Source organism: Streptomyces celluloflavus, from assembly GCA_000720995.1.
Lineage (GTDB): Bacteria > Actinomycetota > Actinomycetes > Streptomycetales > Streptomycetaceae > Streptomyces > Streptomyces celluloflavus.
The window spans coordinates 125,333-142,439 of record JOEL01000007.1 but is presented as its reverse complement, the minus strand read 5'-3'; the positions used below and the strand labels follow the sequence as shown (position 1 = coordinate 142,439).

The window sequence follows — 17,107 nt, the reverse complement described above, 5'->3', positions numbered from 1 at the left end:
CTCCGCTCGTGCTGCCGCTTTCGCCCTGGTTTCGATGCGTATCCGACACGTCGCTCAGTGTCACCCACGGCGGGGCGTCGGCGCGGCAGCCCACGGTGCGAGCCCTGCGCGTGCCGGACGCGGCGGCCGCCGCGTACAGCCGAGTACAGACTGGGGGAGCGATGGCCTGGCGTCCCACGCGGGCCCGCCCGCTCAGCGCCCGCCCGGCGCCCGCTCAGCGCCCGCCCCGCCGTGTGTCACTCACGGCGAGGCGTCGGCGCGGCAGCCCACGGTGCGAGCCACGCATGTGCCTCACGCGCTGGCCGCCGCGTACAGCGGGGGAGCGGGGGCCCTGCGCCCCACCCGGGCCCCGCCCGCGCAACGCTCACCCGGCACCAGCCCGGCGTCGGCCCCGCCGTTCACCCCGGCACCGTCGCGCCTACCCCAGCACCTTCCCCAGCGACTTCAGCGCCGACTCCAGTACCTCGCGGGTGATGGTCAGCGGCGGGGCGAGCCGGATGGTGGAGCCGTGGGTGTCCTTGACGAGGATGCCCTCGTCCAGCAGGCGTTCGCTGATCTCGCGGCCGGTGCCGAGGGCCGGGTCGATATCGACGCCCGCCCACAGCCCGCGGACGCGGAACCCGGTGACGCCCTCGCCGACCAGCGCGGCCAGTCCGGTGCGGAGCACCTCGCCCAGCTCGGTGGCCCGGCGCTGGAACTCGCCGGTGGCCAGCAGCTCGACGACGGCCGAACCGACCGCCGCCGCCAGCGGGTTGCCGCCGAATGTGGAGCCGTGCTCGCCCGGGTGCAGCACGCCGAGCACCTCGCGGCGGGCGACGACCGCGGAGACCGGCACGATGCCGCCGCCGAGCGCCTTGCCGAGCAGCACGACGTCCGGGACCACCGCTTCGTGGTCGACGGCCAGCGTGCTGCCGGTCCGCCCCAGGCCGGACTGGATCTCGTCGGCGATGAACAGGCATCCGTGGCGCCGGGTCAGCTCCCGTACGCCGGTGAGGTAGCCGTCGTCCGGGATGATGACGCCCGCCTCGCCCTGGATGGGTTCGATCAGCACGGCGGCCGTCGTCTCGTCCACGGCCGCTTCGAGCGCGGCGAGGTCGTTGTAGGGCACGACGCGGAACCCCGGGGTGAAGGGGCCGAAGCCGGCGCGGGCGGTCTCGTCGTCGGAGAAGCCGACGATCGTCGTCGTCCTGCCGTGGAAGTTGTCCGCGGCCACCACGATCGTCGCCCGGTCGGCCGGGACGCCCTTGACGTCGTACGCCCATTTGCGGGCGACCTTGATGCCGCTCTCCACCGCCTCGGCGCCGGTGTTCATCGGGAGCACCATGTCCAGGCCGGTCAGTTCGGCCAGCCCCGCGGCGAAACCGGCGAGCCGGTTGTGGTGGAAGGCGCGGGAGGTGAGGGTGAGCTGGTCGAGCTGGCGGTGCGCGGCCTCGACCAGCGCCGGGTGCCGGTGGCCGAAGTTGAGCGCGGAGTACCCGGCCAGCATGTCCAGGTACCGGCGCCCCTCGACGTCCTCGACCCAGACGTCCTCGGCGCGGGCGATGACCACGGGCAGCGGGTGGTAGTTGTGCGCGAGGACCGGCGCCTCGGCGCGGATCAGCTCCGCCGACGAACCGGGCGTACCGGCAGAGGTGTTGCCGGCGAAAGCGGTACCGGTGGTGCGGGTGGGCGCGGTCATGGGCGGACCTCCTGGGTGCAGCACTTGATGCCACCGCCGGCCTTGAGCAGCTCCGACAGGTCGACGGGGACGGGGACGTAACCACGGGCGGCGAGCTGGGCGATGAGGCCACCCGCCTGCGGGGCGATGAAGACGTGCCGCCCGTCGGACACGGAGTTGAGGCCGAACGCCATGGCGTCCGCCCGGGAGGCGATCACCGCCCGCGGGAAGAGCCGCCGGAGGACCGCCCGGCTGCCGGCCGAGAACGCCGCCGGATAGTAGGCGATGTTCTCCCGGCCGCTCGCGTCGTCGAGGACGAAGAGCGCGGTGTCCAGGTGGTAGAAGTACGGGTCCACCAGTTGCAGGCCGATCGTCGGTACGCCGAAGAACTCCTGCGCCTCGTGGTGCGCCGCCCGTGCGGTCCGAAAGCCCGTACCCGCCAGGATGAAGCGCCCGGCCGGTATGAGATCGCCCTCGCCCTCGCACTTCGACTCCGACCGGTGCACGTCGTACCCGGCCGCCGCGAACCACGCCTCGTACGCGGCGGTTTCGGGTTGCCGCTGGGGCGCGTGGAACCGCGATCCGAAGACCCGGCCCGCCAGCACGAGCGCCGCGTTCGCCGAGAACACCATGTCCGGCAGCCCGGCCACCGGCTCCACGCACTGCACGACATGGCCGTGGTCGCGGTAGGCGCGGACCAGCGCCGCCCACTGGCGGCCGGCGAGTGCGGTGTCGACCTCCGTGTCCTGGCGCATCCACGGGTTGATGGCGTACCGCACGGTGAAGTGCCGGGGCTCGCAGACCAGGTAGCGCCGGGGGCGCGCCACCAGATCCGGCGACGGTGTGCGGGGTATCGGTGTGGGGTCCGTGGACACCGGACCCGTGGGCACAACGCTCGTCGACACGGAACGCTCCCTCCGTCTCCTTCGGGACGACCCGGGCGGGCCGCCCTGGACGCCGCGGGGGCGGCCGCGAGCGACCCTCCCCGGGACGGCCGCGGGCGACCACCGCTCCGGGTGATCGCCGGGCCGTTCTCAACGGTAGGCAGCCGCCGTGACGGGCGACAAGCAACAAAGGCTGCGTGCAGGCGCAGGAATGCTGCGTAGAACGGCGCGGGAGAGCCGGTTCGCTGCGTCAGTCCTGTGCGGAGACGCGTGCGCCGGCCTCCGGACTGTCCGGGAGCAGATGGGAGAGGACCAGATAGCTGATGGTCTTGCGGATGAACGGTTCGGCCCGGATGCGCTCCAGCACCTCCTCGAAGTGCTGCACATCGGTCGCCCGGACGTGCAGCAGCGCGTCGGCGCCGCCGGTCACGGTCATGGCGGCGGCGATCTCCGGATGGTTGCGCACGACCTCCGCGAGCCGCCGGGGCGGCGCGGCGCTGTCGCAGTACACCTCGACGTACGCCTCGGTCAGCCAGCCCAGCGCGGCGGGCCGGACGGTCGCGCTGAACCCCGTGATCACCTGGTGTTCCCGCAGCCGGTCGACCCGGCGCTTGACCGCGGTCGCCGACAGCCCGATGGCCGTACCGATCTCCGCGAAGCTCGTCCGGGCGTTGTCGATCAGCGCGGCGAGGATCTTGCGGTCCAGCTCGTCGAAGGGCGCGTGCCTGGCCGGTTCGGGGGACCGCGCGGGCCGGGCGGCGGAGGACCGGGCGGGCGTGGTGGCGGACGCGGCGTGCCCGGCGGATTCAGCAGGTCCGACAGGGCCGGCAGGTCCGGCGGTGGCAGCGGATCCGGTCGGTTCGGTGGGTTCAGCGGGCCGGTGTGTCATGGCTGGCGATCCTCGCACGGCGCCGGCGCGGTGCGAGCTGCGCGCCGCCGCGGCGGGAGCGGGGAGCTGCCACGGCGTACGCGGCCGTCCGGGCGCCGCCGGAAGCGGCCGAATCGAACATATTTCGCCATCGGGGATGGGTCTAGGAGATCGCGGGCCGGGGTAGTGCCGACCAGCCAAGAGGGGCGCATTCGCTTACATCTGCGCCTCCCTGCTGCCGTACATACCCAGGAACCCAGGAACCCCAAGAATGAGGCCAGGAACGGTGACACAGCCATTCGAATTGCCGCACTTCTATTCTCCCCATCCGGCGCGGCTGAATCCGCATCTGGAGGCGGCCCGGGAGCATTCCAGGAAGTGGGCGCGCGATATGGAGATGCTGGAGGGCTCGGGCATCTGGACGGAACGGGATCTCGACGCCCACGACTACGCCCTGCTCTGCTCCTACACCCACCCCGACGCCCCCGAACCGGCACTGTCGCTGGTGACCGACTGGTATGTGTGGGTCTTCTTCTTCGACGACCATTTCCTGGAGAAGTTCAAGCGGACGCTGGACCGCGAGGGCGGCAAGGAATACCTGGACCGGCTGCCGCTCTTCATGCCGATGGACCTGTCCACGCCCGTGCCCGAGCCGGCCAACCCCGTCGAGGCGGGACTGGCCGATCTGTGGGCGCGCACCGTGCCCGACATGTCCGTGGAATGGCGGGCGCGGTTCGCCGAGAGCACCGAGAATCTGCTCAATGAATCACTGTGGGAACTGTCCAATATCCACATCAACCGCGTCCCCAACCCCGTCGAATACATCGAGATGCGCCGCAAGGTCGGCGGAGCGCCGTGGTCCGCGGGCCTGGTGGAGTACGCGACCGGCGCCGAGGTCCCCGCGGCCGTGGCCGGATCCCGGCCCCTGCGGGTCCTCAAGGACACCTTCTCCGACGCCGTACACCTGCGCAACGACCTCTTCTCCTACCAGCGGGAAACGGAGGAGGAGGGCGAGCTGAGCAACGGTGTGCTGGTGCTGGAGACGTTCCTGCACTGCACGACGCAGGAGGCCGCGGACGCCGTCAACGACCTGATCACCTCGCGGTTGCAGCAGTTCGAGGACACCGTGCTGACCGAACTCCCCGCCCTCTTCGTGGAGCAGGGTCTGGACCCGCACGCCTGCGCCGACGTCCTGGCGTACGCCAAGGGCCTCCAGGACTGGCAGTCCGGCGGCCATGAATGGCATCTGCGCTCCAGCCGCTATATGAACGGCAGCGGCGCGGCGGCCGGCGCCTCCCCGGCCGCGCACCCCGCCGCGGCGTCCTCGTCCGCCCTGTCCGGGCCCGCCGCGGCGTCCTCCGGGCTGCCCTGGTCGCCCTTCGCCTTCAGCGGGCTCGGCACCTCGGCGGCGGATCTGAAGACCGTCCTCGCCACGGCCGTCACACAGCGCCTCCGCCGCCACACCCATATCCCGTACCAGAAGGTCGGCCCCTCCCAACTGCCGTCCTTCGTCATGCCGTTCACCACGACGCTCAGCCCGCATCTGGACCTGGCGCGCCGCAATGTCGTCACCTGGGCGCACCGTATGGGCCTGCTGCGGCCGCAGCCCGGTGTGCCGTTCTCCGACGTCTGGGACGAGGACGCGCTCGTCAGGTTCGACTTCGCCCTGTGTGCGGCGGGCCTCCACCCGGACGCCGACACGGAGCAACTGGATCTGGGCACGCAGTGGCTGACCTGGGGCACCTACGCGGACGACTACTACCCGGCGGTCTTCGGCCGGACCCGGGACCTGGCGGGCGCCAAGGTGTGCACCGCCCGCCTCTCGGCCCTCATGCCCCTCGACCCCGCGGCCCCCACACCGGCCCCCGAGCCGGGACCGGGCTCGTCCCCCGCCGCCCTCGAACCGGCCTGCGCCCTCGAACACGCCCTGGCGGACCTGTGGGCCCGTACGACGCGGCCGATGTCACCCGACGCGCGCCGGGCGTTCCGTACGGCCATCGAGTCGATGACCTCCAGCTGGCTCTGGGAACTGGACAACCAGGCCCAGCACCGCATCCCCGACCCGGTCGACTACATCGAGATGCGCCGGTCGACCTTCGGCTCGGAACTCACCATGAGCCTCAGCCGTATCGGACACGGCCGACAGGTCCCGCCGGAGATCTACCGCACCGGCCCGATGCGCTCCCTGGAGAACGCGGCCGCCGACTACGCCTGCCTCCTCAACGACGTCTTCTCGTACCAGAAGGAGATCGAGTACGAGGGCGAGGTCCACAACGGCATCCTGGTCGTCCAGAACTTCTTCCACTGCGACTACCCGACCGCGCTCGCCATCATCCACGACCTGATGACCTCCCGGATGAGCGAGTTCCAGCATGTCGCGGCTCATCAACTCCCGGTCCTCTACGACGATTTCCGGCTCTCGGCCGAGGCCCGCGCGGCCCTCGACGGATACGTGAAAGAGCTGGAGAACTGGCTGGCCGGCATCCTCACCTGGCACCGCGAATGCCGCCGCTACCGCGAGGCCGACCTGCGCCACGGCCCCGGCTCCGTACAGCGGCTCATGGGCCCCACCGGACTGGGCACCTCGGCCGCCCGCCTGGTCCGGTCGGCCGTGAGCGTGGGGTAGGGGTACGGTCCCCGGCTCCGGCAACCGCCCGGAGCCGGGGGCCATCGCCGCGCCCCGCCCGGCGAGCTGCCGCGCGGTACCGGGCCAGGCGGCCGCCCCCGGGAGGGTCGGGCAACGCGGCATCACCCCTTTGCCGCACCGCACATGAGGGCGTTGCCGAAATGAACTGAGTTAGCTTCAGGAGGCCCCGGGAGAAGCCGCTTCGCCGGCTCATTCACCTATTCGCTCACGCGAGGTATTCCGCCCATGCCGGACCTTGTTTATATCGCCCTGGTGATCCTGACGTTCGCGGTCATCGGCTGGGTCGCGAAGGGGGTCGGGCGGCTGTGAGTGTGGAGAACATCGTGGGCCTGATCGTGGCCGTATGCCTGGTCGGCTATTTGATCGTCTGCCTGATCTTCCCGGACAAGTTCTAGGCGCGGGCCGGATGAATGACACGCTCGCGGGCTGGCTCCAGATTCTCCTGCTGGTCCTCGCGCTGGCCCTCACCTTCCGGCCGCTCGGCGACCATATCGCCCGCGTCCTCACCGGCACCCGCCACACGAAGACCGAGCGGCTGGTCTACCGGGCGGCCGGGGTGCACGGCGACATCGACCAGACCTGGCCGGTGTACCTCCGCGGTGTGCTGGCCTTCTCCCTGGTCTCGACGCTCTTCCTGTACGGGTTCCTGCGGGTGCAGAACCTGCTCCCGCTCTCCCTCGGCCGGGGAGCCGTCACCCCGGACCTGTCGTTCAACACGGCCGCGTCCTTCGTCACCAACACCAACTGGCAGTCCTACGCGGGCGAATCGACCATGGGCCATCTGGTGCAGATGGCCGGTCTCGCGGTACAGAACTTCGTCTCCGCCGCGGTGGGAATTTCCGTTCTCGCCGCGCTGCTCCGGGGATTCACCCGGCAGAGCACCGGCCGGGTCGGGAATTTCTGGGTCGATCTGACCCGGATCGTGGTGCGGCTGCTGCTGCCGCTCTCCTTCGTGTTCGCGATCGTTCTGGTGGCTTCCGGGGTCATCCAGAATTTCCACGGATTCCACGATGTCACCACCCTCGCGGGCGGCCACCAGAGCATTCCCGGCGGGCCGGTCGCCTCGCAGGAGGCCATCAAGGAACTCGGCACCAACGGCGGCGGTTTCTACAACGCGAACTCCGCGCACCCCTTCGAGAACCCCACCGCGCTGACCAACCTGATCGAGATCTACCTCCTGCTGGTGATCGCGGTCTGTCTGCCGCGGACCTTCGGGGTGCTGGTCGGCGACCGGCGCCAGGGTTACGCGGTCATCGCCGTGATGGCGCTGCTCTGGGCCGCGTCGGTGGCCCTCGTGACCGCGAACGAACTGCACAGCGTCAGCAGTACGGCCGGTCACGCCGCGGGAGGCATGGCGGAGGGCAAGGAGCAGCGGTTCGGCATCTGGTCCTCGGCGCTCTTCGCGGTCTCCACCACCCTGACCTCGTGCGGCGCCGTCAACTCCGCCCACGACTCCTACACGCCGGGCGGCGGCGGGATGACGATCTTCAACATGATGCTCGGCGAGATCGCGCCGGGCGGCACCGGTTCCGGGCTGTACGGAATCCTCATCCTGGCCGTCGTCGCGGTCTTCGTGGCCGGGCTGATGGTCGGCCGGACGCCGGAGTACCTGGGCAAGAAACTGCGGGGCCGGGAGATGAAGTTCGCCTCGCTCTACCTCCTCACCACCCCCCTGACCGTCCTGGTGGGCGCCGGGCTAACCATGGCGTTCCCCGGTCCGCGGGCGGCCATGCTCAACACCGGGCCGCACGGCTTCTCGGAGGTGCTGTACGCCTTCGCGTCCGCGGCGAACAACAACGGTTCGGCGTTCGCCGGGCTGAGCGCGGACACCGTCTGGTACAACACCGCCCTCGGCCTGGTCATGCTCATCGGCCGCTTCCTGCCGATGGTGTTCGTGCTGGCGCTCGCCGGATCCCTCGCCGGCCAGCAGCCCGTACCCGTCACCGCGGGCACCCTGCCCACCCACCGGCCGCAGTTCGTCGGGCTGCTGACCGGCGTGATCCTCATCGTCGTCGGCCTGACGTACTTCCCCGCGCTCGCGCTCGGACCGCTCGCGGAAGGTCTCCACTGATGCCCACGACCACCGTTCCCCCGCCGGACCCGGCCGCGGGGGCGCCGCCCGGCCTCGGACCGCACCGGGTCCCGGCCGGTCTGCTCGACCCGAAACAGCTGCTCGGCTCGTTCCCCGGCGCGCTGCGCAAACTCGACCCGCGCACGATGGTCCGCAGCCCGGTCATGTTCGTCGTGGAGGTCGGGGCGGTCCTGACCACCCTGTCGGCCCTGCGCACCCCCGGCGTCTTCGCCTGGGTCATCACGGGCTGGCTCTGGCTGACGGTGGTCTTCGCGAATCTGGCCGAGGCGGTCGCGGAGGGCCGCGGCAAGGCGCAGGCGGAGACGCTGCGCCGGACCAAGACCCTGACCATGGCCCGGCGCCTCACCGGCTGGCGGCCGGGCGCGGCCGAACCCGTCGAGGAGGAGGTCCCCGGTCTCGACCTCCGGCCCGGCGATCACGTCCTGGTCGAGGCCGGGCAGACCATTCCGGGCGACGGCGATGTGGTCGAGGGCGTCGCGAGCGTGGACGAGTCGGCGATCACCGGGGAGTCGGCGCCGGTGATCCGCGAGTCGGGCGGCGACCGGTCGGCGGTCACCGGCGGTACGAAGGTGCTGTCCGACCGGATCGTCGTCAAAATCACCTCGAAGCCGGGGGAGACCTTCATCGACCGGATGATCGCGCTGGTGGAGGGCGCCGCCCGGCAGAAGACGCCGAACGAGATCGCGCTCAACATCCTGCTGGCGTCCCTGACCGTCATCTTTCTGGCCGCCGTGGTGACCCTGCAGCCCTTCGCCGTCTTCGCCGGGGCCGAACAGCCCCTCGTCGTCCTGGTCGCCCTCGTCGTGGCCCTCATCCCGACGACGATCGGCGCACTGCTCTCGGCGATCGGCATCGCGGGGATGGACCGGCTCGTGCAGCGCAATGTGCTGGCGATGTCCGGGCGCGCCGTGGAGGCCGCGGGCGACGTCAACACCCTGCTGCTCGACAAGACGGGCACCATCACCCTCGGCAACCGCCAGGCGGCCGAGTTCCTGCCGGCGCGGGGCGTGGACGCCGAGGAACTCGCGGACGCCGCCCAGCTCTCCTCGATCGCCGACGAGACGCCCGAGGGGCGCTCCATCGTGGTCCTGGCCAAGCAGCGGCACGCGCTCCGGGCCCGCGGCGAAGGGGAGCTGGCGCACGCGGCGTTCGTGGCCTTCACCGCCCAGAGCCGGATGAGCGGCGTCGACCTCAGCGACCCCGGTGCGGGCCGGTCGCTGCGCAAGGGCGCGGCGACCGCGGTGATGCGCTGGGTCCGCGACAGCGGCGGGCACCCCACCGAGGACGTCGGACAGCTCGTGGACGGCATCTCCGCGAGCGGCGGCACCCCGCTGGTCGTCGGCGAGGTGACCGGCGCGGACGGTATCCGGACCGCCCGCGTCCTGGGGGTGATCCACCTCAAGGACATCGTCAAGGAGGGCATGCGGGAGCGGTTCGCCGAACTGCGCCGGATGGGCATCCGGACGGTGATGATCACCGGTGACAACCCGCTGACCGCGCGCGCCATCGCCCAGGAGGCGGGCGTGGACGACTTCCTCGCGGAGGCCACCCCCGAGGACAAGATGTCCCTGATCCGGCAGGAGCAGGCGGGCGGCAAGCTGGTCGCGATGACCGGCGACGGCACCAACGACGCCCCGGCGCTGGCCCAGGCGGACGTCGGCGTGGCGATGAACACCGGCACCTCGGCCGCCAAGGAGGCCGGGAACATGGTCGACCTCGACTCCAACCCCACCAAGCTCATCGAGATCGTTGCGATCGGCAAGCAACTCCTCATCACCCGAGGCGCGTTGACGACATTCTCGATCGCCAACGACGTCGCGAAGTACTTCGCGATCATCCCGGCCATGTTCGCGGGGGTCTATCCGGGCCTGGACCGGCTGAACATCATGCGCCTGCACAGCCCTTCCTCGGCCATCACGTCCGCGATCATCTTCAACGCCCTCATCATCGTCGCGCTGATCCCGCTCGCCCTGCGCGGTGTGCGCTACACCCCGTCCTCGGCGGCCGCGCTGCTGAGCCGCAACATCTGGCTGTACGGGCTCGGCGGGCTGATCCTGCCGTTCCTCGGCATCAAACTCATCGATCTGATCGTCCAGTTCCTCCCCGGACTGCGCTGACGGCCGGGGCCGCCGGGGCCGACGAGCCGCCGATGGCCGAGGCCCCGACCGCCCCGGGCCGACGCGGACCGAACCAGGCAGACGCGGACCGGGCCCGGCCCCGGAGGAAGCAGGAGACCCATGCGTACGATCCACTCCCCGCTGCTCCGGCAGCACCTGGCGGCCCTGCGGCTGCTGCTCGTCCTCACCGTGCTCACCGGTATCGCCTATCCGCTGGCCGTCACCGGTATCGCCGAGACCGTGTTCCCCCACCGGGCCAACGGCTCCCCGCTGCCGGCGCACGGCACCCCGGTGGCCTCCCGCCTGATCGGGCAGAGCTTCAATCTGCCGAAGCAGCACCCCGCCGACCCGCACGAGGCGCTCCGGCCCGACCCCCGGTGGTTCCAGCCCCGCCCGTCCGCCGCCGACGCGGGCAAGGGCGCCGGACCGTACGACCCGACGGCCTCCCACGCCTCCAACCTCGGCCCCAACGACGCCGGACTGACCAGGACCGTCCGGGCCCGCCGCCTCGCCGTGGCCGCGTTCGACCACGTCCCGCCCGCGTCCGTCCCGGTCGATGCGGTGACCGCGAGTGGTTCCGGGCTCGACCCCGACATCTCCCCGGCGTACGCCTACGAACAGGCGGGCCGGGTGGCCGGGGCCCGCGGCCTGGCCCCCGCCGCGGTCCGCGGGCTGGTCGCCGGCCATGTCCAGGGCCGCTTCCTGGGCTTCCTGGGCCAGGAGCGCGTCAACGTCGTCGAGCTCAACCACGCGCTGGCCCGGCGGCCGTGACCGCGCCGCCGGGGACCGGGCCCGTGCGGTGGTCGGCTCATCCGCCGCCCACCCGGTCGACCAGCAGATGGCGGGGGCCGCGCAGTACCGGGCTGCGCCGGTACGGGGGCGGGTCCTCGACCAGGCGGGGAGTGTCGAGGTGGCGGAGCAGCTCGGTCAGCGCGATCCGGGCCTCGATGCGGGCGAGCGGTGCGCCGAAGCAGTTGTGGATGCCGCTGCCGAAGCCGAAGTGCTGGTTGTCCTGCCGGGCCGGGTCGAAGCGGTCGGGGTCCGCGAACCGCAGCGGGTCCCGGTTGCCGGCGGCGAGCACGAGGACCAGGGGCGCGCCCCGGGGGACGGTGATGCCCCCGACCTCGACATCGGTGAGCGGGGTCCGCTGCGGCAGCAGCTGCACGGGCGGTTCGTAGCGCAGCAGTTCCTCCACCGCCGACGGCATCAGCTCCGGCTCATCGCGTAGCCGCGCCAGTACGTCCGGGTGGCGCAGGAAGGTGAGCATGCCGTTGGTGATCAGGTTGACGGTCGTCTCGTGCCCGGCGATGAGCAGCAGGACCGCGTTCGTCATCAGCTCCGGTGTGGTGAGCTGTCCCTCGGGGCCGGCGTCGTTGACGAGGGCGGAGAGCAGATCGCCGGACGGATGGCCGCGTCGGGACCCGGCGAGCTCCTCCAGATAGTGCGCCATCGCTGTCCGGGCCTCACCGGCCGCGCGCCGGCGCCGCTGCGGGTCGGTCCCGGGGGTGAAGTCGAGACCGGCGATGACCGCGTTCGTCCAGGCGCGGACGTGGGGCACGTCCTCCCGGGGCACGCCCAGCAGCCCGCAGATCACGGTGACGGGGAGCGGATAGGCGAAGTCGTCGACGAGGTCGATCCGGTCCTTGCCCCGGAACGCGTCGATCAGCTCCCGGGCGATCCGCGTGATGTCACCGTGCAGGGCGTCGATCCGCCCGGGGGAGTGCGGCGGGCCGAACGGCCGCATGACGATGCGGCGCTGCCGGTCGTGTTCGGGGTCGTCCAGCCCGATGAAGGACGGCGGCAGATCGCCCACTCGCAGCAGCGCGTCGCCCGGGTCCGTGAGGTGCCGGACGTCCGAGCTGATCCGCGGGTCGTGGAGCAGTGCGGCGATCTCGTGGTACGTGCCCACCAGATAACTGCCGTCCTCCTGCCGGGCCACCCCGTTCTCCCGGAGCTCGGCGTAGAGCGGATAGGGGTCGGCGCGGTGGGCGTAGTCGGTGATCCGGTGGAACAGGGTGTCCGTGGACATCGCGCGGGCTCCTCATCGGGGGCGGGGGAGGTGTGCCGAGGGCGGCGGGTCAGCCGCTCTGCCGCACCACCACGGCCAGCCGCCGGTCCGGCAGATGGCCGGTGAGGGCGACGGTCGGGCCGTGCGAGAGCACCTTGGGGTCCGGTACGTCGGAGGGGACGGGGACCGGGGACTCGGGCCGGTCGGCGGCACCGGCCGGGGGCGGGAACGGCGCCGCGGACTCGATCAGCGTCCGGTAGTGCTCCAGCCACTTGGCCCGGTTCACGCTGACCGCCGCGGTGACGCGGCCCCGGTACCCGTAGACCGCGACCAGCCGGCCCTCCTTCAACGAGCCCTGGGCGATGACCACTTGGTCGGAGAACGTCGGTACGCCGACGGACTTGATGTTGAGGCCGAACTGGCTGGACCAGAAGGCCGGCACCGTCAGATGCGGGCGTCGGCGCGGCCCCGGGCTGACCATGTTGTGGGCCGCCACCTCGGCCTGCGCGACCGCGTTGCCCCAGTGTTCGAGGGAGAGCATCTGGTACTCGAAGAGCGGATGCGGGAACCGGGCCACGTCACCGGCGACGAAGACATCGTCGGTGACGATCCCGTACATGTTGAAGGCCCGGCACCCCGCGTCGCAGGCCACGCCTCGGGGGCCGGCGGCGAGCCCCGACCCGGCCAGCCATTCGGTGTTGCGGACCGCGCCCAGGGCGACCACGGCGATGTCGGCGTCGATCCGGGTGCCGTCGGACAGATCGGCGCCGGTGAGCCTGCCGCCGCTGCCGCGCAGGGCGGTGACCGTCACCCCGCAGCGCAGATCGACGCCGTGCGCGCGCTGCAACTTCGCGGCGAAGGCGCCGAGGGTCCCGCCGAGCGCGCCGACCAGCGGCGCGGGTCCGCGTTCGGCGACCGTCACCGCCAGACCGCGCTCCCGGCAGGCGGACGCGATCTCCGAGCCGGTGAACCCGGCGCCGATCACCAGCACCCGGCGCGGTCCGGCGTCGAGGCGCTCGGCGAGGCGGGCCGCGTCGTCGAGCGTGCGCAGCGTCAGCACCCCGTCCAGCCGGGCCTCGTCGGACTGCGGCCAGGGCCGGGCCCGCGTCCCGGTGGCGATCAGCAGCCGGTCGAAGGGCAGGTGCTCGCCGTCGGCGAGCAGTACCCGCTTCTCGACCGGATCCAGCCCGCTGGCCCGCACCCCGAGCTTCCACCGCGCGTCCACCGCGTGGCGGCGCGGCAGCCCGGCATCCGCCGCGCGCACCCGCCCGAGCAGCACCTGCTTGGAGAGCGGCGGCCGGTCGTACGGGGGGTGGGGTTCGTCCCCGACCACCGTCAGTGAACCGCCGAAGCCTTCCGCGCGCAGTGTCTCGGCCGCCCGCAGCCCGGCCAGCGACGCACCGACGATGACGATCCGCCCGCTGTGCCCGCCCCACCCTTCACCGGCCATCGACGCCCGCCCGTCCACCACCGGCACCGGAAGACGGACCAGCGTCCGCCGGACCACCGGCACCGGAAGGCGCGGCACCGTCCCCCGCCGGTTCGCCGACGAGGATGGCCTGCACCGGACAGGCCGCCGCCGCCCGCCGTACGTGCTCGTGCTGCTCACCCGGTACCGCCGGCGCGTACATCAGGGCCTCCTCACCGTGCAGCTCGAAGACGCGCGGCGCGAGGAACACGCACTGCGCATAGCCCTGACACCGATTGAGGTCGACAACGATCTGCATCCCGGTCCGTTCCACGCCTCGGCGCCACCCGTCCGCTCCGTCCCCTCCGTCTTACTCCCCCGCACCGGACGGCGCGGCCGGAGCGGGGCCGGTCGGGGGACGGCGGGGAGCCGGGGCGGGGCCGGCGGGACCGTCCGCCCGCGCCGCCCGGCCCGCGGAGCGCCCGGCCCCGCCCGGCCGCCGCAGGTCAGGGCGTACGAGGAGGACGGACCCGGATGAACCGCGGGCCCACGTCAGTTGTCCCGTACGCCATCTCCGCGTCACCCGCGGTATCCGCGGCCCTGGTGTGCTCTGAACCGGAGGCGGCGTGGGCCGTTCCGTCTAGGAGGAGATCGCATGTCCCGTTCCCGTATGCACCGCCGCGGCCTGGCCTGGGGCGCCGCTGCCCTGCTGGTCGCCGGTGTCGCGGTGCCCGCCGCCGCGTACGCGTCCGACTCCGGGCAGAGCGTCGCGCACACGCCCAAGAGCAAGCAGGCGAAGAACGTCATCCTGCTCATCGGCGACGGGATGGGCGACTCCGAGATCACCCTCGCCCGCGACTACACGGTGGGCGCGGCGGGCCGGCTGAACATGGACAAGTTCCCGAGCACCGGCGCGTACACCACCTACGCCGTCGACAAGAACGGCAAGCCGGACTACGTCACCGACTCCGCCGCGAGCGGTACCGGCTGGGCCACCGGCCACAAGACCGTCAACGGCCGGATCTCCAAGACCCCGGGCACCGACAAGCCGCTGCCGACGATCCTGGAGCTGGCGCAGAAGAACGGGCTGGCCACCGGCAGCGTCACCACCGCCGAGCTGACCGACGCCACCCCCGCCGTACTCGCCTCGCACGTCGGCGACCGCAGCTGCCAGGGCCCGGCCGATATGAAGAAGTGCTCCGCGGACACCCTCCGCAACGGCGGCCTCGGCTCGATCGCCGAGCAGAGCGTCAACCACAAGGTGGACGTGCTCCTCGGCGGCGGCAAGGCCCGCTTCGACCAGACCATCACCGAAGGCCCGTACAAGGGCAAGACGGTCACCGAGCAGGCCCGCAAGCTCGGCTACCAGATCGTGACCGACGACAAGGGCCTGAGCGCCGTCAAGCCCGGCAAGCCGGTCCTCGGCCTCTTCGCGCCGGGCAACGTGCCCGTCGAGTGGACGGGCAAGCCCGCGGCCGTCGGCGGCACCGACCCGCAGCGCTGCACCACCGGCAATGCCGAGCGTCCGGCCGGCACCCCCCGCCTGGAGAACCAGACCCGCAAGGCCCTCGCCCTGCTGGAGGCCAAGCAGAGCAAGAAGCACGGCAACGGCAAGGGCTTCTTCCTCCAAGTCGAGGGCGCCTCGATCGACAAGCAGGACCACGCCGCCGACCCGTGCGGCCAGATCGGTGAGACCGCCGCCTTCGACCGCGCCGTCAAGGTCGCCCGCGACTACGCCGCCAAGCACCCCGACACCCTCGTGGTCACCACCGCCGACCACGGCCACACCAGCCAGATCGTGCCGCTGGAGGCCACCCCGCCCGGCCTCTCCTCCACCCTCGTCACCAACGAGGGCGGGAAGCTGAAGGTCAACTACTCCACCAACACCCCGGGCCAGTCCCAGGAGCACACCGGCACCCAGGTCCGGATCGCCGCCCAGGGCCCCAACGCCGACCGGGTCCTCGGCGTCACCGACCAGACCGACCTCTTCACCACCCTCCGCACGGCCCTGCGGCTGCGCTGAAACCCTGACATTCAGGTGAGGTGAGGTGAGGGAGGGCCGGTGCACCCGGCCCTCCCTCACGCATCCGGTCCTTCCCCTCCCGCATTCGGCCCTCCCTCGTGAAACCCGGGGGAGGGCCGAGTGCTTACGTGAAACCCGGGGGAGGGCCGAGTGCTTACGTGAATCCCGAGGGAGGGACGAATACTTACGTGAATTCCGGGGGAGGGCCGAATGCTTACGTGAATCCTGAGGATTGACTTGGGCGAGGGGCGCCTCGAAGCTCGTTCGGAGAACCGGGCGGCAACCTGCCCCCGCGCTCGGCTCACCGGTCCGGTCCGGAGCGGGAAGGCGCGGACAGGGGTCGACCCACCCACGGTGGAGAGGACCTACGCGTGCGCACGACATCACCGCTCACCGACACCCCCGCCCCGCACCGGTGGACCGTCGCCGTGCTCGGCCCCGGAGGCGTCGGCGGTCTGCTGGCCGGTCTGCTCTCCCGGGCCGGACACCGGGTCATCTGTGTGGCGGGGGAGGACACCGCACGGACCCTGCGCCAGGACGGCATCCGCGTACGCAGCGGGCAGTTCGGCGACTTCACCGCGCCCGTCGAAGCGGACACCGCACTGCGCGAGCCCGTCGGCCTGTGCCTGGTCACGGTCAAACACACGGCGCTGACGGCGGCCCTGGAGCGGGTACCGCCCCAGGTGCTCGGGGACGGCCTGGTCCTCCCCCTCCTCAACGGCGTAGAACACCCGGCCGCCTTGCGCGAACGCTACGGCGCACGGCGGGTCGTAGCGGGCACGATCCGGGTCGAGTCCACCCGGATCGCCCCCGGAGCCATCGAGCACGGCAGCCCGTTCACGGAGATCGACCTGACCGGAACGGCGGAACGGCTCGGCCCGCTGACCGCGATGTTCGAGGACGCCGGCGTGCGTACGCGCCCGGTCGCGGACGAGACCGCCGCGCTCTGGGCCAAACTGATCTTCCTCGCCCCCTTCGCCCTGCTCACCACCCGGTACGGGCTCACCATCGGCGAGGTACGCACCGGGCGGCGCGCGGAACTGGCGGCGCTCGTCGCCGAAGCCGCCGCGGTGAGCGGGGCCTGCGGCGTCCCGGCCGACGCCGCGCGGACCCTGGCGCGGTACGACACGTTCCCGGCCGGCGCCAAATCGTCCATGCAACGCGACGAGGAGGCCGGCCGGCCACTGGAACTCGACGCGATCGGCGGCGCACTGCTGCGCGCGGCCGAGCGCCACGGAGTCCCCACACCGGTCGCCAGCCGGCTGATGAGCGAGCTGATGGCGGGCTGAGGGAGCTGATGACGATGGGCTGAGCGAGTTGATGACGGGGGCCGGGGGAGCTGATGACGGGTGGGCGGGCCCGGCCTCGGTGGGTACGAAGCTGCCCCCTGTCGGCACTGCCTG

12 protein-coding genes and 1 pseudogene are annotated in these 17,107 nt (G+C 72.0%); 7 read left to right on the top strand and 6 right to left on the bottom strand.

Annotated elements, in window-relative coordinates; translation table 11 throughout:
- Window positions 1–418 precede the first annotated feature (418 nt).
- From rocD to IH09_RS09055, 3 genes are all read right to left on the bottom strand, one after another.
- On the bottom strand, window positions 419–1,678 hold the full coding sequence (rocD, locus tag IH09_RS09065; RefSeq protein ID WP_240151002.1) for an ornithine--oxo-acid transaminase: 1,260 nt from the start codon (window positions 1,676–1,678) through the stop codon (window positions 419–421).
- Window positions 1,675–2,484, bottom strand: a complete 810-nt coding sequence (gene ddaH / locus IH09_RS09060; protein ID WP_110952175.1) for a dimethylargininase — start codon at window positions 2,482–2,484, stop codon at window positions 1,675–1,677. Before ddaH ends, rocD begins: the two co-directional genes overlap by 4 nt.
- 307 nt (window positions 2,485–2,791) lie before the next feature.
- Window positions 2,792–3,247 (bottom strand): Lrp/AsnC family transcriptional regulator, encoded by a 456-nt coding sequence (locus tag IH09_RS09055; RefSeq protein ID WP_052855656.1) that lies wholly within the window; start codon window positions 3,245–3,247, stop codon window positions 2,792–2,794.
- A 448-nt stretch (window positions 3,248–3,695) separates the two neighbouring features.
- On the opposite strand from IH09_RS09055, the gene IH09_RS09050 reads away from it, so the two are divergent.
- The 5 genes from IH09_RS09050 (at window position 3,696) to kdpC (ending at window position 11,036) form a co-directional block, all read left to right on the top strand.
- Entirely contained in the window at window positions 3,696–6,035 is a 2,340-nt protein-coding gene (locus IH09_RS09050; RefSeq protein WP_446750521.1) for a terpene synthase family protein, read from the top strand.
- Window positions 6,036–6,361: 326 nt separating this feature from the next.
- Complete coding sequence (kdpF, locus tag IH09_RS36855; RefSeq protein ID WP_107436896.1) at window positions 6,362–6,451, top strand: K(+)-transporting ATPase subunit F; 90 nt, start codon at window positions 6,362–6,364, stop codon at window positions 6,449–6,451.
- An 11-nt stretch (window positions 6,452–6,462) separates the two neighbouring features.
- Window positions 6,463–8,127: a potassium-transporting ATPase subunit KdpA gene (gene kdpA / locus IH09_RS09045; RefSeq protein ID WP_052855586.1), complete on the top strand. Its 1,665-nt coding sequence runs from the start codon at window positions 6,463–6,465 to the stop codon at window positions 8,125–8,127.
- Window positions 8,127–10,265: a potassium-transporting ATPase subunit KdpB gene (gene kdpB, locus IH09_RS09040; protein WP_052855584.1), complete on the top strand. Its 2,139-nt coding sequence runs from the start codon at window positions 8,127–8,129 to the stop codon at window positions 10,263–10,265. Before kdpA ends, kdpB begins: the two co-directional genes overlap by 1 nt.
- Before the next feature lie 120 nt (window positions 10,266–10,385).
- Complete coding sequence (gene kdpC, locus IH09_RS09035; protein WP_052855583.1) at window positions 10,386–11,036, top strand: K(+)-transporting ATPase subunit C; 651 nt, start codon at window positions 10,386–10,388, stop codon at window positions 11,034–11,036.
- A 37-nt stretch (window positions 11,037–11,073) separates the two neighbouring features.
- Here kdpC and IH09_RS09030 read toward each other — a convergent pair whose 3' ends face one another.
- From IH09_RS09030 to IH09_RS09020, 3 genes and pseudogenes are all read right to left on the bottom strand, one after another.
- A complete protein-coding gene (locus tag IH09_RS09030; RefSeq protein ID WP_052855582.1) occupies window positions 11,074–12,294 on the bottom strand; it encodes a cytochrome P450 in 1,221 nt (406 codons plus the stop codon).
- 49 nt (window positions 12,295–12,343) lie between these two features.
- Window positions 12,344–13,723, bottom strand: coding sequence for an NAD(P)/FAD-dependent oxidoreductase (locus tag IH09_RS09025; RefSeq protein ID WP_052855655.1), 1,380 nt, complete (start codon window positions 13,721–13,723; stop codon window positions 12,344–12,346).
- 73 nt (window positions 13,724–13,796) lie between these two features.
- Window positions 13,797–14,000, bottom strand: a pseudogene (locus IH09_RS09020) (ferredoxin); the annotation flags it as partial.
- A gap of 336 nt (window positions 14,001–14,336) precedes the next feature.
- Between IH09_RS09020 and phoA the strand changes: the two are divergent.
- Together phoA and IH09_RS09010 are read left to right on the top strand one after the other, a co-directional pair.
- Window positions 14,337–15,704 carry an alkaline phosphatase gene (gene phoA / locus IH09_RS09015; protein WP_052855581.1) on the top strand — a complete coding sequence of 456 codons (1,368 nt, stop codon included), beginning with the start codon at window positions 14,337–14,339 and terminating at the stop codon, window positions 15,702–15,704.
- Window positions 15,705–16,075: 371 nt separating this feature from the next.
- Window positions 16,076–16,993 carry a 2-dehydropantoate 2-reductase gene (locus IH09_RS09010; protein WP_052855580.1) on the top strand — a complete coding sequence of 306 codons (918 nt, stop codon included), beginning with the start codon at window positions 16,076–16,078 and terminating at the stop codon, window positions 16,991–16,993.
- Window positions 16,994–17,107: the final 114 nt, after the last annotated feature.